This window comes from Lysobacter antibioticus, assembly GCF_000731095.1.
Classification (GTDB): domain Bacteria; phylum Pseudomonadota; class Gammaproteobacteria; order Xanthomonadales; family Xanthomonadaceae; genus Lysobacter; species Lysobacter antibioticus_B.
The window spans coordinates 1-19,279 of sequence record NZ_JMTZ01000082.1; the positions used below are offsets into that span (position 1 = coordinate 1).

The 19,279-nt window shown below is 66.0% G+C and carries 19 protein-coding genes and 1 tRNA gene; 8 read left to right on the top strand and 12 right to left on the bottom strand.

Annotation, left to right across the window (positions count from 1 at the left end):
- Nucleotides 1-311 precede the first annotated feature (311 nt).
- The 3 genes from EX88_RS0119670 to EX88_RS0119685 all read right to left on the bottom strand — a co-directional run bounded on the left by EX88_RS0119670 (nucleotide 312) and on the right by EX88_RS0119685 (nucleotide 2,405).
- The gene (locus EX88_RS0119670) at nucleotides 312-1,292 is read right to left on the bottom strand and encodes a beta-ketoacyl-ACP synthase III (RefSeq protein ID WP_031373695.1); all 981 of its coding nucleotides are present in this window, start codon (nucleotides 1,290-1,292) and stop codon (nucleotides 312-314) included.
- Nucleotides 1,293-1,557: 265 nt separating this feature from the next.
- The gene (rpmF, locus tag EX88_RS0119680; protein WP_031373696.1) at nucleotides 1,558-1,752 is read right to left on the bottom strand and encodes a 50S ribosomal protein L32; all 195 of its coding nucleotides are present in this window, start codon (nucleotides 1,750-1,752) and stop codon (nucleotides 1,558-1,560) included.
- Between the two features lie 131 nt (nucleotides 1,753-1,883).
- Nucleotides 1,884-2,405, bottom strand: coding sequence for a YceD family protein (locus tag EX88_RS0119685; RefSeq protein WP_031373697.1), 522 nt, complete (start codon nucleotides 2,403-2,405; stop codon nucleotides 1,884-1,886).
- Between the two features lie 126 nt (nucleotides 2,406-2,531).
- Here EX88_RS0119685 and EX88_RS0119690 point away from each other — a divergent pair, with 126 nt between their 5' ends.
- The gene (locus EX88_RS0119690; RefSeq protein ID WP_152566378.1) at nucleotides 2,532-2,894 is read left to right on the top strand and encodes a hypothetical protein; all 363 of its coding nucleotides are present in this window, start codon (nucleotides 2,532-2,534) and stop codon (nucleotides 2,892-2,894) included.
- Between the two features lie 81 nt (nucleotides 2,895-2,975).
- Complete coding sequence (locus EX88_RS0119695) at nucleotides 2,976-3,554, top strand: Maf family protein (RefSeq protein WP_031373699.1); 579 nt, start codon at nucleotides 2,976-2,978, stop codon at nucleotides 3,552-3,554.
- 63 nt (nucleotides 3,555-3,617) lie between these two features.
- On the opposite strand, the gene EX88_RS0119700 is transcribed toward EX88_RS0119695, so the two are convergent.
- Nucleotides 3,618-5,468, bottom strand: coding sequence for an ArnT family glycosyltransferase (locus EX88_RS0119700; protein WP_031373700.1), 1,851 nt, complete (start codon nucleotides 5,466-5,468; stop codon nucleotides 3,618-3,620).
- Between the two features lie 311 nt (nucleotides 5,469-5,779).
- Here EX88_RS0119700 and EX88_RS0119705 point away from each other — a divergent pair, with 311 nt between their 5' ends.
- The 4 genes from EX88_RS0119705 (at nucleotide 5,780) to EX88_RS0119720 (ending at nucleotide 10,257) form a co-directional block, all read left to right on the top strand.
- Nucleotides 5,780-6,754 carry an AAA family ATPase gene (locus tag EX88_RS0119705; protein WP_031373701.1) on the top strand — a complete coding sequence of 325 codons (975 nt, stop codon included), beginning with the start codon at nucleotides 5,780-5,782 and terminating at the stop codon, nucleotides 6,752-6,754.
- Nucleotides 6,755-6,846: 92 nt separating this feature from the next.
- Complete coding sequence (locus tag EX88_RS0119710; protein ID WP_031373702.1) at nucleotides 6,847-7,779, top strand: DUF58 domain-containing protein; 933 nt, start codon at nucleotides 6,847-6,849, stop codon at nucleotides 7,777-7,779.
- Nucleotides 7,772-9,775, top strand: a complete 2,004-nt coding sequence (locus tag EX88_RS0119715) for a transglutaminase TgpA family protein (protein ID WP_031373703.1) — start codon at nucleotides 7,772-7,774, stop codon at nucleotides 9,773-9,775. The genes EX88_RS0119710 and EX88_RS0119715 overlap by 8 nt, the downstream gene beginning before the upstream one ends.
- Nucleotides 9,772-10,257 (top strand): Slp family lipoprotein, encoded by a 486-nt coding sequence (locus EX88_RS0119720; RefSeq protein WP_031373704.1) that lies wholly within the window; start codon nucleotides 9,772-9,774, stop codon nucleotides 10,255-10,257. Before EX88_RS0119715 ends, EX88_RS0119720 begins: the two co-directional genes overlap by 4 nt.
- 287 nt (nucleotides 10,258-10,544) lie before the next feature.
- Here EX88_RS0119720 and EX88_RS0119725 read toward each other — a convergent pair whose 3' ends face one another.
- The 5 genes from EX88_RS0119725 to dnaX all read right to left on the bottom strand — a co-directional run bounded on the left by EX88_RS0119725 (nucleotide 10,545) and on the right by dnaX (nucleotide 14,629).
- Nucleotides 10,545-10,898: a histidine triad nucleotide-binding protein gene (locus tag EX88_RS0119725; RefSeq protein ID WP_031373705.1), complete on the bottom strand. Its 354-nt coding sequence runs from the start codon at nucleotides 10,896-10,898 to the stop codon at nucleotides 10,545-10,547.
- 175 nt (nucleotides 10,899-11,073) lie between these two features.
- Nucleotides 11,074-11,673, bottom strand: coding sequence for a recombination mediator RecR (gene recR / locus EX88_RS0119730; protein WP_031373706.1), 600 nt, complete (start codon nucleotides 11,671-11,673; stop codon nucleotides 11,074-11,076).
- Between the two features lie 61 nt (nucleotides 11,674-11,734).
- On the bottom strand, nucleotides 11,735-11,968 hold the full coding sequence (locus EX88_RS0119735; RefSeq protein WP_031373707.1) for a hypothetical protein: 234 nt from the start codon (nucleotides 11,966-11,968) through the stop codon (nucleotides 11,735-11,737).
- Nucleotides 11,969-11,990: 22 nt separating this feature from the next.
- Nucleotides 11,991-12,311 carry a YbaB/EbfC family nucleoid-associated protein gene (locus EX88_RS0119740; protein ID WP_031373708.1) on the bottom strand — a complete coding sequence of 107 codons (321 nt, stop codon included), beginning with the start codon at nucleotides 12,309-12,311 and terminating at the stop codon, nucleotides 11,991-11,993.
- 116 nt (nucleotides 12,312-12,427) lie between these two features.
- Nucleotides 12,428-14,629 carry a DNA polymerase III subunit gamma/tau gene (dnaX, locus tag EX88_RS0119745; protein ID WP_031373709.1) on the bottom strand — a complete coding sequence of 734 codons (2,202 nt, stop codon included), beginning with the start codon at nucleotides 14,627-14,629 and terminating at the stop codon, nucleotides 12,428-12,430.
- A 244-nt stretch (nucleotides 14,630-14,873) separates the two neighbouring features.
- On the opposite strand from dnaX, the gene EX88_RS0119750 reads away from it, so the two are divergent.
- Nucleotides 14,874-14,966 (top strand) — tRNA-Ser (locus EX88_RS0119750).
- A 289-nt stretch (nucleotides 14,967-15,255) separates the two neighbouring features.
- Nucleotides 15,256-15,804: a putative immunity protein gene (locus tag EX88_RS0119755; protein ID WP_200875876.1), complete on the top strand. Its 549-nt coding sequence runs from the start codon at nucleotides 15,256-15,258 to the stop codon at nucleotides 15,802-15,804.
- 79 nt (nucleotides 15,805-15,883) lie between these two features.
- Here EX88_RS0119755 and EX88_RS0119760 read toward each other — a convergent pair whose 3' ends face one another.
- The 3 genes from EX88_RS0119760 to EX88_RS24840 form a co-directional block, all read right to left on the bottom strand.
- Entirely contained in the window at nucleotides 15,884-16,480 is a 597-nt protein-coding gene (locus EX88_RS0119760) for a hypothetical protein (protein WP_152566379.1), read from the bottom strand.
- Between the two features lie 220 nt (nucleotides 16,481-16,700).
- Nucleotides 16,701-17,270, bottom strand: coding sequence for a hypothetical protein (locus EX88_RS26200; RefSeq protein ID WP_152566380.1), 570 nt, complete (start codon nucleotides 17,268-17,270; stop codon nucleotides 16,701-16,703).
- 920 nt (nucleotides 17,271-18,190) lie between these two features.
- A partial coding sequence (locus tag EX88_RS24840) for an RHS repeat-associated core domain-containing protein (protein WP_161786152.1) occupies nucleotides 18,191-19,279 on the bottom strand: 1,089 nt, incomplete at its 5' end.

A 19,279-nucleotide genomic window follows, 5' to 3' on the forward strand; every position in this document is an offset into this window, starting at 1 on the left:
TCCATGTCCCGATGAAAAACGGCGCGCATCCCTGCGCGCCGCCCTCCGGGTCTTCTTTAGCCTTCGCGAGTGCCTAGCGACGCACAGCAACAGCAACAGCGATGGCGATGGCGATAGCAAGGCTGCTTCGGGGTAGGAGCGGCGCAAGCCGCGACCACGACAATGATGAGCCTGCGTCGCCACATGAAAGAGGTCGCGGCTCACGCCGCTCCTACAGGCCGGTCACGAAAAAACCGAACCCCGGAAACACGAAGGCCGGCCTACGACGAAGTCGTGGCCGGCCCAGTGGTCGCGAATGCGCCGCCGATGACTCAGTAGCGCAGCAGCGCCGAACCCCAGGTGAAACCACCACCGAAGGCTTCGAGCAGCAGCAGCTGACCGCGCTGCACCTTGCCCGAACGCACCGCCTCGTCCAGCGCCAACGGCACCGAACCCGAGGAAGTGTTGCCGTGACGGTCGACGGTCACAATCACGCGATCCATCGGCATGTCCAGGCGCTTGGCCGTGGCTTCGATGATGCGCAGGTTGGCCTGGTGCGGAATCAGCCAGTCGATCTCGTGGCGATCCAGGCCGTTGGCTTCGAGGGTCTCCTCGACCACCGAGTCCAGCGCCTTGACCGCGTACTTGAACACTTCGTTGCCGGTCATCAGCACCTTGACGCCGACGTTGTGCTCTTCGGGCTTGAAGCCGACCGAAACGCCGACCGGGTTCCACAGCAGTTCCTTCTTGCCGCCGTCGGCGTGCATGTGGGTGCTGAGGATGCCGGTCTCGCTGTCGGCCTTGAGCACCACCGCGCCGGCGCCGTCGCCGAACAGCACGCAGGTGCCGCGATCGTTCCAGTCGAGCATCCGGGTCAGGGTTTCCGAACCGACCACGAGCACGGTCTTGGCCGCGCCCGACTGCACGAACTTGTCGGCGATGGTCAGCGCATAGACGAAGCCCGAGCAGGCGGCATTGACGTCGAACGCCGCGCAGCCGTTGGCGCCGAGACGGTGCTGCAACAGGCAGGCGGTGGACGGGAAGATGAGGTCCGGCGTGGTCGTGCCGACCACGATCAGGTCGATCTCCTGGGCCGATACGCCGGCAGCTTCGAGCGCGCGCACGGAAGCGTGATAGGCCAGGTCGCAGGTCGTCTCGCCTTCGGCGGCGATATGGCGCTCGCGGATGCCGGTGCGGCTGACGATCCATTCGTCGCTGGTATCGACCAGCTTGGCCAGGTCCTGATTGGTCAGCACCTTTTCCGGCAGGTAGCTGCCGGTACCCGCGATGCGGGCGTAAATCCGATCTGTCATCACCACTCCGCGGCGTTGCCGTATACGTACCGGAGGACCGATGACGCTCCGAACGCCGCGATAGCGTTATGGAACGCAGGCCGCCGGAATGTGCTTCATAAAAGCTAACGTGCTTTTTGGAAGCATGGCCTCTTGGAAGCATGGCTTCTCAGAAGCAAGGACCGCCAGCACGGGCTGGCGGTAGAACAATAGCGCGATGACCGTCGGCGTGCCGACGGCAGCGCGCGCCTTCATCCAGGCGCGCGGCGCGGCATGCGGACGAAGCTTATTCTTCGTCGGCGATGCGGGTCTTGGTCTCGATCACCTTCTTGCCACGGTAGTAACCGTCGGCGGTGACGTGGTGGCGGATGTGGGTCTCGCCGGTGGTCGGGTCGGTGGCCAGCTGCTTGCTGGTCAGCGCGTCGTGGGCGCGGCGCTGGCCGCGGCGGGACGGGGAAACGCGGGACTTCTGAACAGCCATGGTCTTGCTCCGGAAAAGCGGTGGAAACCTGAGGTGGATAGCGTAAGCCCGATTAGCAGGAGCGGCTTGCGATTCGCCTGCAGGTCGGAGTGGATCTGAATGGTGGTGCTGAGGGTAAAACCGGGTCTTGCTCAATTCTTCTTCAGCGCCGACAGCGAGGAAAACGGGTTCGCGCTGTCGAGCTCTTCCTGCGGGGCCGGCCAGTCGCGCTCGACCGACTCGCTGCCGGGCGCGATCGGCACCACCGGTACGGCGAGGATCAGTTCGTCCTCGACCAGCTCGGAGGCGCGCAACATGCCGTCTTCGGGCATCAGCAGCGGCTCGTAGCCCGGCGGCAGCGCGGCTTCGTCCGCCTCTTCGCGGATCAGGCCGAGCCGTTGGACCATCTGCACCGGCAGCAGGAAACGCTCCAGGGTGCGCTGGCACAACAGCGGCAACTGCGTGTCGATCTTCAACTCGACATAGGGCACCTGCAGTTCGTCGGTGTCGAAGTCCAGGGAAAACCGGACTTCGCCCTCGGTATCGAGCAGACTGCCCTGCAACCGGGTCAGCGCCGACAACGGCAAACGACCTTCCACGCCGCGCCGTGCCGCCACCAGGCGCCAGGCATCCAGAACTTCGGGCACCCGCCCAGATGGCACATCGGCTGACATAAGCCGCGGAATGTTAGAGACGCAGCCCCCCGCTGTCAAACCGTAACCCCAGGCCGGCGCAGGGATTTGCCGTCGGCCGGCCCGGGCGTGCAGACTGCCGGCCCCGCCCGTGCACCGAGCCCGACCTTGACGACCCTCCTGCTGCTGAGCCTGGCCGCACTGGCGGCCTTGGCGGTTTCGCTGGGCCTGCGCTACTTCCCGAGCCGCCGCGAGCGCGCGGTGCGCGAACTGCTGGACGCCGCCGACGCCCTGGAAGCCAGGCTGCGCCTGGCCCGGGCCGAAATCGAGGCGGTCGCCGGCGACGAGGGTCGCGACCCGGTCGCCGATGCGATGCGCGAGATGCTGCGCCAACGCCTGTGGCTGCGCGACCACGGCCGCCAGGCCAGCGTCGCCCAGTTGGCCGAGGTCCGGACCTCGATCGACGAGGCCCGCAGCCGGATCGATCAGCAGCTGAACCAGATCGAACAGGCGCGCGCGCCGCTGGCCTGAACCGGCCGGCCGTCGCCTCTGCCCGGCCCGCCAGCCCGGCTCGATCCGGGCCGCCTAATCTCTCCTTCTTTCGGGTCTCCGATGTCCGCGCGACTGATCCTGGCCTCCACCTCCGTCTATCGCCGCGAACTGCTGACCCGGCTCGGCCTGCCTTTCGACAGCGCCCGTCCCGAGACCGACGAGACCCCGCAGCCCGGCGAGGCTCCGCTCGCCCTGGCCGGCCGACTGGCGGTGGCCAAGGCCGCCGCGGTCGCCGCGCTGCAGCCCGGGGCCTGGGTGATCGGCTCGGACCAGGTCGCCGAGTTCGACGGCCATCCGATCGGCAAGCCCGGCGGCCGCGACGGCGCCCTCGCCCAGCTCGGCGCGATGTCCGGCCGCGAGGTGCGTTTCCTGACCGGGCTGTGCCTGCTGCGCCACGGCGAGGCACCGAAGACCGCGCTCGACGTGACTACGGTGCGCTTCCGCGAACTGAGCGCGGAGGAGATCGCGCGCTACGTCGACGCCGAGCAACCCTACGATTGCGCCGGCAGCTTCAAGTCCGAAGGCCTCGGCATCGCCCTGTTCGACGCGATCGAATCGCAGGACCCGACCGCGCTGATCGGGCTGCCGCTGATCGCCACCGCGCGCCTGCTGCGCGAAGCGGGCTATCGGCTGCCCTGAGATCGCTGCGCTCGCCGGCCACGGCTCGCGAGCGCATCGGATCCGCTAAAGACCGGCGCCGACTCAGCGGCGCACCTCGATCGGCTGCTCGGCCCAATCCTCGACGCTGCCGTCGCGCCCGTGCAGGCGCAGGCCCAGCCAATGCCGGCCGGGCGGTTCGGCGTCGAGGCGCACCTTGGCATCGAAGCCGACCCGCGGATGCTGCGGATCGTTCGACACCTGCCAGTAACTGCGCACGCCGGGCAATTCGCGGCCGTAACTCGCCTGAGCGACGACGCGGCCGTCGAGCATGATGTCCACGCGCGCCAGGCCGACGCCGTCCTTGAACGCCCAACCGCTGACGTCGAACTCGCGACCGACCTTGCGACCCGGCAACGGTGCATCGACCCACGCCATCGCCGGCGTCGTGCAATCGCCTTCGCGCTTGGCGCCGTCGAGCGCGAACAGGGCGAAACGCTGGCGGCCGTGATCGACATTGAGCATCTGCGGCGGCGGCAAGGGGCCGACCATCGCGCACAGTTGGTGATAGCGGCGCAACAGGTTCTTGTATTCGACCTCGGTGGCGCCGACCACGAGCAGCACCGGCGCGGTGCCCCACTCGGCGCGTCCGGCGCTTTGCAAGCCCCACAACCTCAGCTGCGGCGCGCGCCCGTGCTTGTGGTTGATCGGGTGGTCGAGCACGGCGATGCGCGGATCGCCGAGCGCGAAACCGAGTTCGGCGCCGACCTTGAAGTTGTCGGCGACGATGCGCGTGCCCGGCGGCATCGAGCGCTGGCGTTGCCGCACCGCATCGGCGAGTTCGCCCCAACCGGCGAAATTCGACGGATACCACTTCTCGCCGGCGCTGCGCGCGCGCAGGCCGGGCACCGAAACGACCAGGTAGTAGGCGAGTATCGCCAGCAGCGCCACGCCGGCGACCGCCGCAGTGAGCCGGCGCGCCCATCGCGGCCATCCCGCCAGTACGCCCGGCAGCAACGGCAACAAGGCCATGAAGCCCGGCAACGGCCAGTGGAAACTGACTCGCTCGGTATCGGCGAAGAAACCCAGGACGAAGAAGCCGAGCACGATCAAGCTGCCGAACAAGGCGAAGTAGCGGGTGATCGGCGACGCCGCGCGCGCGCCCCGGGCGCCGGCGAGGGCCAAGGCGATCAGCAACGGCGGGGTGACCAACAAGGCCTGGATCGCGACGAACCACAGGCCTTCGGCATGAAACGACCAGGGATGCCGGTCGACCAACTGGAAGCGCAGGCCGGCATCGGCGTTGTCCATGTTCCAGGCGACCAAAGGCGCCCAGGCCGAAGCGCCGATCGCCGCGGCGATCACCACGCGCACGTCGCGCAGGGCGCGGCGGCCTTCGGGCAGGCACAGCAGGACCACGCCCCCGACCGCGATCACGGCGATGAAACGGTAGTGACTCAAGGCGCCGAGGGCGAGGCCGGCGGCCAGCTCGACCGCGGCCCGCGCATCGACCTCGCGCAGCAGACGCGCACCGGCGTCCAGGCACAGCAAGGTCGCCAGGGCCATCATCGCGTCGGGCAGCGCCAGCAAGCCCAGGCTGCCCGACAGCGGCAGCAAGACGCCGAAACAACCGGCCACCCAGCCTTGGCGTTCGCCGAATTCGCGCGCGGTGATCCGCGCCAACAACCACGGCACCAGCGCCGACATCGCCAGGAACGGTGCGCGCAGCGCCCAGGCATGCTCGCCGCCGAGTTCGACGCCGAGTCGCGCCAACCAGGCGGTCAGGCCGGGCAGATCGGAATAAGCGGCGGCCGGATGTCGGCCTTCCTGCCAGTAGAACGCTTCGTCGACGAACAGCGGCAATTGGGCGACCACGCCGAACTTGAGCAACAGCACCGCCGCCCACAACACCCAGAACAGGCGCCGTATCGGCTGGGCTTCATCCTTATCCCGCATCGGCACGCGACCTCGCTACACTCTGGATGGGGTTGGACACGCTGCGGCGTCGCCGGTTCATTCGCGACGCTCGCACAACAAGGGGCTGGAGGCCGCAACGGGCGAACCGATCCTATTCGCCGCGGTTTGTTGACGCCGATCCCAGATACTCCGAACGCCTTCGAGACCGCTGCTGCAAAAACGGGGTTCGCACGCGATGATGCGAACCCGCGCTCGGCGCCCGCACTCCGGCGCGATCCGCGCTCGTGCGATGCCTGCGACCGCAAGGGTCGACGGCGGACACGACGCTACAGACACAGGACAGACGCACGATGACGGCAGGCAAGATCACAGCAGCAGGCACGACGGCTGTCCATAACGCGACCATCCTAACCGATGCCCTGCGCCTGGCCCTCGAACAGGCACAGGCCCAGGTCAATGCCCTCGTGCTCGGCAAGGCGCAAGCGGTGCGCCTGGCCTTCGTCGCCCTGCTCTCCGACGGCCATCTGCTGATCGAGGATTTGCCCGGACTCGGCAAGACCACGCTCGCCCATGCGCTGGCCGCGACCCTTGGTCTGGAATTCCAGCGCGTGCAGTTCACCTCCGACCTGTTGCCGGCCGACGTGGTCGGCGTGTCGGTGTTCGACCCGCAATCGCGCCAGTTCCAGTTCCATCCCGGCCCGGTGTTCACCCAGGTCTTGCTCGCCGACGAAATCAATCGCGCACCGCCGCGCACCCAGAGCGCATTGCTCGAAGCGATGGCCGAACACCAGGTCACCGTCGACGGCCGTACCCATCCGCTGCCCGACCCGTTCTTCGTCATCGCCACCCAGAACCCGGTCGATCTGTCGGGCACCTATCCCTTGCCGGATTCGCAGCTCGATCGCTTCCTGCTGCGCCTGCAACTCGGCTATCCCGACGAGGCCGCCGAACGCGACCTGCTCGCCGGCGCCGATCGCCGCAACCTGATCGCCCAGACCAAGCCGGTGTTGAGCACCGACGACGTGCTGGCGATCCGGCGCGCAGTCGACGCGGTCTACGTCAGCGACAGCCTGATCAACTATGTGCAGGCCCTGCTCGCACGCAGCCGCAAGCACCCCGGCGTGCGCGTAGGCCTATCGCCGCGCGCCGGACTGGCCCTGCTGCGCGCCTCGCGCGCCTACGCCCTGCTGCTGGGCCGCGCCCACGTCGTGCCCGAGGACGTGCAGGCCTTGTTCGCCCCCGTCGCATCGCACCGCCTGGTCGCCGAGGCCGACGCCGCGCCCGACATCGCCAAGTCCATCCTGTACGCCGTGACGGTGGATTGAACGCAGCGATGGCGGCGACGCAGGCGCAGGACGATCTCGACCACGGCCCAGTCCGGCCCGCGACACGGCGCTGGAACGCATGGCGCCTGCGCATGATGTCGCTGACGCGTCCGCGCCGGCCCGAGCCCTTGCCGGCGCGCTTCGACCGCCGCCGCATCTACGTGCTGCCGACCGGTTTCGGCCTGTTCTACGGCGCCCTGCTCGCGACCATGACCCTGGGCGCGTTGAACTACAACAACAACCCGGCCTTTCTGCTCGCCCTGTTGCTCGGCGGCGCCGGGCTCGCCAGCCTGATCGCGGCGCAGTTGCAACTGACGGGTTTGAGCATCGTCGCGATCGACGCCGAACCGGTGCCGGCCGGCCTGCCCCTGGCCGTGCGTGTGCATGCGCGCGCCGCCCCCGACCGGGTGCGCCGCGGCCTGCGCGTCGACGATCACGGCGCGCTCGGCATCGACGCGGTCGTGCTCGATCTCGAGCAGGGTGCCGGCGAAGCCGAACTGCGCATCGCTACCGAGCGACGCGGTTGGCTCGACCTGCCGCGCTTGCGCATATCGACGACCCGGCCGCTCGGCCTGGCCCGCGCCTGGGCGCACGTCTGGCCGGAAGCGCCGCTGCTGGTCTATCCGACCCCGGAAGCGCATGGCCCGCCGCTGCCGGTCGGCGGCGGCGATCAGGCGGTGACGCGATTGCATCCGAGCGGCGACGACGTCCATCACTTGCGCGCCTACCGTTTCGGCGATGCCCGGCGTGCCATCGCGTGGAAGCACTCGGCGCGGCGCGACACCCTGCTGGTGCGCGAGTACGAGCAACCGCTCGGCGCCGACGTCGAACTGGAATGGCATCGCCTGACCGGTCTCGGCCAAGAAGCAAGGATTTCGCGCCTGGCGCGCTGGGTCGACGAGGCCGAACGCGACGGCTGCCGTTATCGGCTGAGCCTGCCGAACCAACCCTCGCTCGGCCCCGGCACCGGGCCGGCGCATCGCCACGCCTGCCTGCGCGCACTGGCGCTGATGCCTCATGGCTAAGCCCGCCGCTCCGGCGCTGGAGCCAGTCACCCGCCGTTGGGCCTTGCTGGCCGGCGCAAGTTGTCTGTTGCCGTTACTGCTGCAATTGCCGCTGCAGATCGCCGCGGTGATCGCCGCGGCCGGCGTCGGCATCGGCGTGTTGTCGTGGCGCCGCCCCTTGCCGAGCGCGTTGCGCCTGGTGCTGTTGTTGGCGCTGATCGGCACCGTGCTGATCATGACCGGCTTCGCCCTCGGCCGCGACACCGGTTGCGCCCTGCTCGCGGCGATGTTCGCGCTGAAACCGTCCGAAACCCATACCCTGCGCGACGCGCGCAGCCTGATCGGCTTCGCCCTGTTCGGTCCGTTCGCGACCTTCCTGCTCGACCAGGGGCCGCTGTCGCTCACCCTCGGCCTGGCCGCGGCGATGTTCGCCTTGTCCACCCTGCAACGCCTGGCCGAAATCGAATCGCGCCCGGACCCGCTGCGCGCGGTCGAGCCGGCGCAAACGCATTGGCAACGCCTGCTCGCGATCGGCCGCCTGGTGGCGATCGGATTGCCGCTGGCGCTGGCGGTGTTCTGGTTGTTCCCGCGCCTGAGCTCGCCCTTATGGGGCGTGCCCGAGCGCGCCCTCGCCCGCCCCGGCCTGTCCGACCGGATGAGCCCGGGCGAGATGGTCGACCTGATGAACGACGAGACCGTGACGCTGCGCGCACGCTTTCGCGGCACGGCGCCGCCGACCTCGCAGATGTACTGGCGCGGGCCGGTGCTGTGGAATTTCGACGGCCGCGAGTGGACCCAGCCGCGCTGGTTCCAGGGCCTGCCGGCGGCCCCGATGCGCGCGGGGCGCACCCGTTGGGATTACGAACTCGAAGTCGAACCCACCGACACGCGCCAGTTCGTCTCGCTCGATCTGCCGCGCGAAGCGCCGCCCGGCACGCGCTTGTCGATCGATCACGGCATCTACGCCGACCGTGCGCTGACCTCGTTGAGCCGCTGGCGCCTGCAATCGGCGCCGCCGGCGTCGTACGAACCGCAGTTGCGCGAAACCCTGCGCCGCGCCGCCCTGTCCCTGCCCAGCGGCTACAACCCGCGCACCCTCGCCCTGGCGCAGCGCTGGCGCGCCGAAGCCGGCAACAACGATGCCGTCATCGTCGACCGCGCCCTGGCGATGATCCGCCGCGAATTCGTCTACACCCTGGCCACGCCCTTGCTCGGCCGGCACTCGGTCGACGAGTTCCTGTTCGATCACAAGGCCGGTTTCTGCGAACACTTCAGTTCTTCGTTCGTGGTCCTGATGCGCGCCGCCGGCATTCCGGCCCGCGTGGTCACCGGCTATGCCGGCGGCTATTTCAACCCGGTCGGCAACTACTGGCTGGTGCGCCGCTCCGACGCCCACGCCTGGGCCGAGGTCTGGCTGCAGGGGCGCGGCTGGGTGCGGGTGGACCCGACCGCCGCGGTTGCGCCGGAACGCATCTACGACACCCTCGCCGACCGCCGCCCCGGCGCCGGCGGGCTGTTCGGCGGCATCGCCGGGGCGACGCCGTTGTTCAACCTCAGCGACTGGCTGCGCCGCGGCTGGAACGATTTCGTGCTCGGTTTCGATGCCACCCGCCAGCAGCGCATGCTGCAGCCGTTCGGCGTCGACAACCTCGATAGCGGCAAACTGATCGCCCTGTTCGTGCTGTTCGCCAGCCTCACCCTGCTGTGGATGGTCTGGCTCAGCAGCCGCGGCGAGCGCGAGCGCGACCCGGTCCTGCGCGCCTGGCACCGGCTGTCGCGCCGCTATCGCCGCCTCGGCCTGGAGCGCGAGGCGCACGAGCCGGCGCTGGCCTGGGCTGAACGTGTGACCAAGGCCCGCCCGGATTTGGGCGAAAGCCTGCTCCGGCTCAGCCAACATTTCAGCGATTGGCGGTACGCTGGTGGCCAACCCGGGCGGCGCGAGGCCCGAGAACTGCGCAATGAACTGGTCCGGGCGCTACGCGCACACCGCCCCGGCCCCACTGGAGAACGTCGATGAAGCTCCGACTTGCCTTACTCGCTGCCGGCGTCGCGCTGATCAGCGCCTGCGCCTCGCAGCCCAAACCGTTGCAGGGGGCATTCACCGCCCTGACCCCGTCCGACGCCGCGGCCCAGGACAGCACCGGCGCCGTCGTGCGCTGGGGCGGCCGCATCGTCAACGTCGAACCGCAGGCCAACCGCACCTGTTTCGAGATGATCTCGACCCGCCTGGGCGATTCCGGCCGGCCGTACTGGGCCACCGACGACACCGGCGGCCGCTTCCTCGCCTGCCGCGCCGGCTTCTACGACCCGGCCCTGTTCGAGCGCAACCGCGAAGTGACCTTCACCGGCCGCATCTCCGGTTACGAGTCGCGCCGCATCGGCGAATACGACTACCGGTTCCCGAAACTCGATGCCGACGTGGTCTATCTGTGGCCGGTGCGCGAGCGCGTCGACGTAATCGAACGCCCGGCGCCGTGGCCGTGGTGGGGCTGGTGGTGAGGCACCGCGCAATCGTTTCGCGATTGCGGTAACGAACGAAGGCGCCTGTGGGCGCCTTCGTTGGTTTTGGGACGTGGTTTTGGTTTTGGGGACTTGGGATCGCGAAGGCATGGCTGCACCATGCGCGATGAAGCAAGAGCAGAAGCAAATCCCCCCTGCCCCCCTTTTTCAAAGGGGGAAATGCGTAGGCGTTCGCGACACGATGCGCTCGGCGACGTGCTGCCGGCAAGACTCGGTGAACGACCTCGGCGCCCACTAATGTGAGCAGCAGTACCTGCCGCGTCGAATCAGCGCGGGGTGCCGAAGCGGCCGAGCTGGGCGCCTGCGAGCAGGTGCAGGTGGAGCTGGAACACGGTCTGGCCGCCGTCGCCGTTGCAGTTCATGACCAGGCGATAGCCGTCCTCGGCGAAACCTTCGCGCTGGGCGAACGCCGCGGCGGCATGAGCCAGGCGGCCGACAATCACGGCCTGGTCGGGCTGCAGATCGTTAAGCGTGGCGATCGGCGTCTTCGGCACGAACAGCACGTGCACCGGCGCCTGCGGCGCGATGTCGCGAAACGCGATCAGGTCGTCGTCCTCGTAGACGACGTCGGCGGGAATCTCGCGACGGATGATCTTGCCGAAGATGGTGGTGTCGGTCATGAGAGCCGGGATTCAAGATTGGGGAGTCGGGAATCGTACCGCGCCGCCGACGACGAAACTTGGGCAGTCGCGTGTTTCCCGGCCTCTCGCCGTCCACCTTCGCAGGCCATCGAATCGACCAAGTCGCCAGGCTTCGCTTCAACCGATTCCCAATTCCCGACTCCCAATTCCCGCCCTACTGCGGCACTTCGCTGCGGCTGCCGAAGGCATGCGAGAGGGTGCCGCGGTCGACGTATTCGAGTTCGCCGCCGAGCGGTACGCCATGGGCGAGCCGGCTCGGCCGCACCTGGTGCTGACGCGCAAGCTGGGCGAGGTAGTGCGCGGTGGCCTCGCCTTCGACGGTGGGGTTGGTGGCGATGATGAGTTCCTGCACCTCGCCCTCGGCCAGGCGCGTGGCCAAGGTGTCCAGGCCGAGCTCGCGCGGGCCGATGCCGTCGAGTGGGCTCAGGCGCCCTTGCAGGATGAAATACAGGCCGCGATAACCGGTGGCCTGTTCGATCGCCAAGCGGTCGGCCGGCGATTCGACCGCACACAGCAGATGCGCATCGCGCGAACCGCTGGCGCAGGTCGCGCAGACTTCGGTCTCGCTGAAATCGCGGCAACGCACGCAATGGCCGATCTTCTCGATCGCCTCGGCGAGCGCGTCCGACAAACGCTGGCCGCCGCTGCGCTCGCGTTCGAGCACGTGGTAGGCCATGCGCTGGGCCGACTTCTGACCGACGCCCGGCAACACCCGGAAGGCGTCGATCAGTTGTTCGAGCAGGCGGCTGCTCATGCCTGCACCGGCATCGGAACGGAACGGACGGTCGTCATCGCGGTCGCTTCGGCTCGCCGGGCTATTCGGAGGTCGGGAAACTGCTGCGCGCCATCGGTTCGCGATTCATCGCGCGCACGACGTTCAAACACAGGATCGCGCCGAGCAGCGGGATCATCCACACCAGCGCCGACTGCAGGCCTTTCTGCAGGCCGGTCAGGTCGGGCTCGCGCCAGACCGTCCAGGTCGCATACAGATCCAGCCCGAGCAGCGCAGCTGCGACCAACGCGGTGGTGATGCCGATATGCAGGTTCATCGATGAGCGTCCGCGGCGGCGATCAGAACGGCAGCTTCATGCCCGGGGGCATCGGCATGCCGGCGGTCGCGGCCGACATCTTCGCCTGCGATTCGCTGTTGATCTTGTTGACCGCATCGTTGAACGCCGCGGCGATCAAGTCCTCGACCATTTCCTGATCGGCGAGCACGCTCGGGTCGATGCGCACCTTGCGGCAATCCATGCGGCCGGTCAGGGTCACGCTGACCATGCCGCCGCCGGCGCTGCCGGTGACTTCGATCTTGGCCAATTCTTCCTGGGCGCGCTGCACGTTTTCCTGCATCTTCTGCGCCTGTTGCATGAGTTGGGCGATGTTGCCGCGCATGATGGTCCTGCCTCTTGGTCGTGAAAGTAATCGGTGGATCGAGGCCGCAGTCTGCCGCAGCCTCATGTCGTCGGTGATGTAGTTGGGCCGCGAACCGCGCGGCGCAAGGGTTGCGGTCAGGCCTCGTCGTAGGGACGGATCGAATCCGGCACCACCTTGGCGCCGTGCACGTCGATCAGACGGCGCACGTCGGGGTCGTTCATGAAACGCTCCTCGGCCGAGGCCTGGCGCTCGTCGCGCGCGCGCAGATTGCGCGCATGCAGCGATTCGCCGGCCGCGCTGGCCGCCTCGAAGCGGATCTGCGGCGCCGTGCCGAGGCGGCTCGCCAAGGCGTCGGCGACCATCTTGATCAAGGCCGGTGCGCGCAGATGATCGTCGTCGGCAGGCAAGGACAAGGTCAGCACACCGTCGCCGTAAGCCACAAAGCTGGCGTGCTCGGCGAGGATGCGGGCCGGGCCGCGCAGGCCGCTGGCATCGACCAGCGCATGCCAGGCGTCGTCGTCGGCGATCGCCCCGGCCGAGGCAGAGGACGAGGCGGCGCGGGCCGGCATCGTGATCGGCTCGGACGGACGCGCCGGTGCAACAGGTGCGGAGACGGTCTCTATCCGCGGCGCAACGACCGAAGGTTCGCTGTCGGGGCCGGGGCTGCCGAACAGGCTCGGGCCCGGATCGAGCGGCGCCGTAGGCGGCATTTCGCGCACCGGCTCGGCCGCGGCCTGGGTCGGTACTGCGACCGGCGCTTCCGGGCGCAGCTCGACGCGCTCGGACGCGGCTGCGCGTTCGACGACGGGCGCCGTCGCGCGGGCCGGCGCTTCGGTTCGGTCCGATACTCGGTGATTGTTCGGCTGGGGCGAAAGCTCTTCGTCCGGCCAAGTCAGCGGAGGGCGGGCCTGCGGCTCGGCATCGGCCTGGGGCTTGGCGGCCACGACCGGTTGCACGCGCGGCGCCGGTTCGGACGGCGCGGCCACGATCGGCTTAGGTTCCGGCATGGGTTCCGGCTTCGCAGCCGGTGCCGCGACCGGCTCCGGCTGCGGACGCGCCTTGGTCTCCTGCACCGGCGCTTCCGAGGCCGGCGCCTTGCTCGCTTCGAGGTTCGGCGCCGCTTGGCGCCCACCGCCCATCTCGCGCATCGCCGCCGCGGCCTGGGCCGCTGCGCTGGCACTAGGGCTACGCGCCGGCTCGCTGCGGCCACCCGACGAAGGTGCCGGGCCGGCATCGCCGCCGGCCCCGGCCGGACGGAACGCCAGCATCCGCAGCACGCTCATCTCGAAACCTGCCCGCGGGCTCGGCGCCAGCGGTAGATCGCGGCGGCCGTTGACGCTCATCTGGTACCACAGCTGCACGACTTCGGGCCGCAGTTGCTCGGCCAGGGTGTCGACATCGACCCCGTCGGCCTCGACCGCGGCCTCGGGCACGAGCTGGCGCACCTGGATCCGGTGCAGCGCATCGGCCAGGGTTTCCAGCACCCCGCCCCAGTCGGGCGAGAACTCGGCCAGGGTCGCGACCTCGTCGAGCAGGCGCTGACCGTCGCCGTCGGCCAGGGCGGCCAGGACCGCACCGACCCGGGTCCGGTCGACCGTACCGAGCATCGCCGCGACCGCCGCCCCTTCCAGGCGCGCATCGCTGCCGGCGCCGCTGTAGGCGATGGCCTGATCGAGCAGCGACAGGCCGTCGCGCAGGCTGCCGTCGGCGGCCTTGCTGAGCTGGCGGATCGCGGCCTCGTCGACCGGGATGCCCTCGGCGGCGAGGATCCGGGTCATCTGCCCGGAAATCTGCTGCTCGTCCAGGCGCTTGAGGTTGAACTGCAGGCAGCGCGACAGCACCGTCACCGGCAGTTTCTGCGGGTCGGTGGTGGCGAGCAGGAACTTGACGTGCCCCGGCGGCTCCTCAAGCGTCTTCAGCAGCGCGTTGAACGCCGACTTCGACAGCATGTGGACTTCGTCGATCAGGTAGACCTTGACCCGTCCGCGGCTCGGCATGTACTGGGCGTTGTCGATCACCTCGCGCACGTCGTCGACGCCGGTGTTGCTGGCGGCGTCGATCTCGAGCAGGTCGATGTAGCGGCCGGCGTCGATGTCCAGGCAGGCGTTGCACTCGCCGCAGGGGTCGGCCGAGGTGCCGCGCTCGCAGTTCAGCGACTTGGCGAAGATGCGCGCGATCGTGGTCTTGCCGACGCCGCGGGTACCGGTGAACAGAAAGGCGTGATGCACGCGCCCGGTGCCGAGCGCGTTGGTCAACGCGCGCACCACGTGTTCCTGCCCGACCAGCTCGGCGAAACGCTTCGGGCGCCACTTGCGGGCGAGGACGAGATACGACATCGGATCCTTTGCGATAAGGCGTTCTGACGGGCCGGACGCGGTGCGCACGACGCCGTCCGGGCGCTCGCGACGGAAGCCGGGAGCGAAGCGTGAACGAACCCCCACATTGTGCCACGCCCCACCCCCGCGCCCGAGCCTCGGCGCCCCTGTGCGGCGGCGGCCGAAGCCTCGGCTTGTTACCGGGCCCCGCCGCGGCTAGAATTCCCGGCTCTGCACGGCCCGCGACAGCGCCCGCACAGATCCCGGAGAGGTGTCCGAGTGGTTGAAGGAGCACGCCTGGAAAGTGTGTAAGCGTCTAAACCGCGCTTCGGGGGTTCGAATCCCCCTCTCTCCGCCAGATTACGAAACAAGCCCCTGACGACCTCAGGGGCTTGTTTCGTTTGGGGCGCCGGTAACGCGCGTTGCCGGCCGCCGGGAAGCCGGGCCTCGGCACCTCGGTGGGCCTCCGCGCCCATACGGGAACACGCGCGGCGGCATCAAGGCCGCCGTCGAGGGATCCATGCCATGAAAAGAACCCTGCCGCTCCATCCGCCTCGATGCATCAAGATGCTTGATCGACCGGCTCCAGACTCGGACAGCCAAGACCGGACCTCGCCCATGCAGGCACACGGGAGAGGGATTCCTAGGTGAAGGACAAAAGCAAAAGCAAAAGCAAAATCGAAATCCAACTCGGCGAAGACGAGCTCAGAGAGATCGCGCTGTTCGCAGCGACCTGCGCCCGGCGAGTGCTGCCGATCTTCGAGGCCGCCTGCCCGAACGACCATCGCCCGCGCGAAGCCATCGCCGAGGCGGAAGCTTTTGCCGCCGGCAACAAGCGCGCTGCAACGCTGCGCGCCTGCGCCTGGGCCGCCTATGCGGCCGCTCGCGAAGCCAAGCAGGCCGCTGCAGCCAACGCCGCGCATGCCGCCAGCCACGCGGCGGCGGCCGCTTATCTGCACCCTCTCGCCACCCCGCACCAGGTCAAACACGTACTCGGCGCGGCGGCGCATCAAGCACTCGCCCTCGAACTCGAAGCTGGGAACGACAGCACCGTCGGTAGAGAACAACTGCACTGGGCCGCGAACCTCGCATCGCCCGCGGTACGCAGCGTCCTGCGACGCCTGCCGTCTCCGGCTCAAGGTCGCGGACGCTTCAGCGAGCTGTTGAACGAACTCGATGCGGAGTTGCGGGGTTGAAGACGGGATGGGGCTCTGACCCGGACTATCGCATCTGCAATTTTCCGAGATCGACAAGCTTTGCTAGAACGTAGAGAGGCTAAAGCAAAGTAATTCCGGCTTTGGCGAGGCAGGTTGAGAGCCCTTTGAGGTCAAAGTACTTCCTGTCGCCAGGGATCCCAGAGAACTCAATATCGGGGCCGTTCTTCTGCTTCGATTCTTTGAGTGAAAGATTGATGTAAGCAATGTTCTCACACCCAAGGTCCTCTGCATGCGCGGGCCTAAGCAGGACCCAAGACTTGTCGTTCATCGTGTCATCATAGACAGGATAAACAAACTCGTTGTAGCTGGTTGCGGGTATGTAGGCGTAGTCATTCCCGCACCGAGCATCACGCGAATCGCCATAGGCAAACAGGACCTTCTGACCGATCGAGTACGGCTGGTCCGTGCACACAAGTATTTTCTTGGACTTCTTCCCTTTCGTGAAGTCGACTTGATACTTAAAAATACGTGGCACAGACACGACCTCTGGCATTGCCCCCCACCTTATTACGCCTACGCCATAGGCTGATGCCTTCGCTAAACGCTCAGCCATTGGTCTTGATGCAACCACCTTATCGGCCATCGCCGCACCGCTCGAAGCGCTCAAAATAAGAACCAACGCGGAACCACCAAGCAGTTGTGAAAGTGAGGCCATGGAATTTACTCCTGCCAAACCGAAATTTGGCAATTCTGTAGCCAACGATAGGCCTCAGTTCCTGAGGGTAAGCCCGTTCGCTTTTCGATGATCAACTACTGCGCCCCGCCAGTTGTCGAGGGCTCTGCTTCATTAGTTATTCCGAAGGAGGCCGGGTCATCACACCTTTCCGATAGGTCACCCCAAAAGGTGCTCTGACCCGGTTTTGTATGAGTGACTGCTACCTTTGCCGCCCGCCATAGGATCCAATAATTTTCTTCAAAAAATCTGGCTCCCATCCGACCCATTCGTCAGCTTGCATTTTTTCGGAAACTTGATCTTCGGAAATGACATAATCGAAAACACCACTTTCCTTCGCTGACCAGCGCTCAAAGATACTAGCATCGAAGACTGCCAGTATAGCGAAGTGCTCATCAACGTCCTCGTAAGCCACCCATTTCGATGACTCACCGCTAACAACAATAATGGAACCGAAAATCTCGAAGGGCCCTTGCGTTACATGAAGTCGCAAATCTTTTATTTCATCGGCGTTCGATACTGAAAAAAGCAGATCTCGCTCAGGCTGCTCTTGCAGTCGGACAAGAACAGATATCGGCGCTCCGTTTGCCTTTAAATTTTCGCCGAGCATGAATTCCAAGAAGTTGCGGGTGTCAAATATTCCAGAGCCAACAATAAAAAAACCTTGAAGCCTACGTTCGCCAAATACATAGCCAGGAAGTGAAGCTTGCCAATTTATGGCATTTCTTAATTGGTCAGCGGCCGGGCCTTTCGGGATTGATTGAGAGGTCATAAGCTTCAATCCTTATTGAATCGGAATTTGGCCGCTGCGAACCGGGTCAGAGTGGCTTCCGGCAGGGCTAGACGGAAAGGTGCTCTGACCCGGTTTTTCGTTAGTGTTTTTAGTGTGTTCTCTACGGCCTGTGCTGTCCGTTGCCCGCGTCCGGCAGCCCAGTTGTTGTAATCCGCGATGTGATCTCCCTCAGCACGTCGAGCCCTGCGAACCGGGTCAGAGTGACTTCCGACAGTGGCTAGACGGAAAGGTGCTCTGACCCGGTTTTTATATCGCACTGCCCTGGTGACAAGGTGTTCCCGGTCAACATGCTTGCTGGCAGCAACGAATGTTGGCGCGATATTGGCTTTGTTGCCGGGATGCCCTACAAGAAAAAAGCCCCGTTGCCGGGGCCTTAAAGATGGCTGCGAAATGTCTATGGATTCCTGAGCGATTCAGACCCCGTTGCCGGCGCCTTTGAGGCTCTGCGGCTACCGCTCTATTTATCGCTGACAGCTTCCATGTGTATTACATGTATGCCCAACTGCTTACAGGAATTTACCGAGATTGAATCTGCGTCCGAAGAAACGAAAGAAATTATTCCGTAGATTTTAACGTTCTTCCCGCTAAGTTTTTCGGCTGCCTCGCTCGTCAAGTCATCTTTCTGGTTTATGAGTACTGGGAGGCAGTAATCGCGAGGCGCCGGGGTGCCCGCCCAAGTCGGATAGAGATTCCTGTCTTCGTTGCTCCATTGCAGGCGTCCGCTAATCGATACCCGTCTCGCAATGGCTGGAGAGGGATCCCTAAGGATCTGTGTGGATAATCTTTCTTCATTGGTTTCGGCGACGGCGCTCGCTATGTTTACGCCGGAGAGGGACAAGCCTAGTAGTATGATAAAAGCGGCTTTCATGTGACCTCCGTTAGCTTGTTTCCGGGCTCTTCTACGGACTTAGTCGGTTCTGAAATTGATTGAGACGGCTCTGGATGTTCCGAAGATCATTAAGGGGCAGTGTGCCTCTTAGTATCCTGTATTGGAACTGGCCTTTGTCGATTTCAAGTACGCCATAAACCGAGTTTCTAACTATGTAGCTCGGATATCCAAGCAAAACAGCTTCATGTTCGCCATATCCTGGGATCGATTCAAATTGTTTATCCTTCGGATGGGAATGGCAAATGGCAGCGGTTTCCTCTCTGGTTATCGAAAAATCGCCTTTGACTCCCTTGGCGGTTTCCTGCGTAGGTGCCGGAATAATCGTGAAGCTTCCATCCTTCCCGATAGACGCGAAGTGTTCATCTGTCTCCGAGCGATCTAATCGTCGGCCATTTGCGAGAAATATTTGATCGGTGGCTGCGCTACCGATAACTGTTCTGCTGCCATGCCTTGTGGCGTCGTAATTGCTTGCATTGAAGCATTTTCGCTCTTGCTTTAGTTGTGGTGGGCACTCTAGTCCAAACGGGTCTGCGGCGGTCAGCGGACTGCCTCCTGCATATCCAAAGGTACTTAATCCACCACTCAAGCCAATCGGGTCACTTTGTATATAGCGGCCTATGGTCGGATCATAGTCGCGGAAGTAATTGTAGATCAATCCGCTTGCCGCATCGAACCGCTGCCCCGGAAACCGCATATCGAACACGAACGCGGTGCCGTCCTGATCGGGGTCCTGGTTCGGCGGGTTGTTGCCGAAGGCTTCGCCCTTCGCGTCCCAGGTCCAGACCGCGAGGTTGCGGCTCGGGTCGATTACCGCACGCGGGGTGCCCAGGTGGTCGGGTTGTACATAACGCAGGGTCTGCGCCACGCCTGCGCCGACGACCAGGCCGACCGGTGCGTCGCCCAGCCAGATCGCCTGCTGCTTGGTCGCGCCGTTGGCGTCGTAGTCGCCCAGCCAGTGGCCGGCTTCGTCGTACAGCGTGTAGCCGGTGATCGCGCCGGTGGCGTTGTCGGCCCGCGAGACCCGCTCGCCTTTGGCGTTGTAGCGGTAGCTGGCCTTGACCACGCCGGCCTGCTTGACCTGGCTCATGCGGTCGTTGGC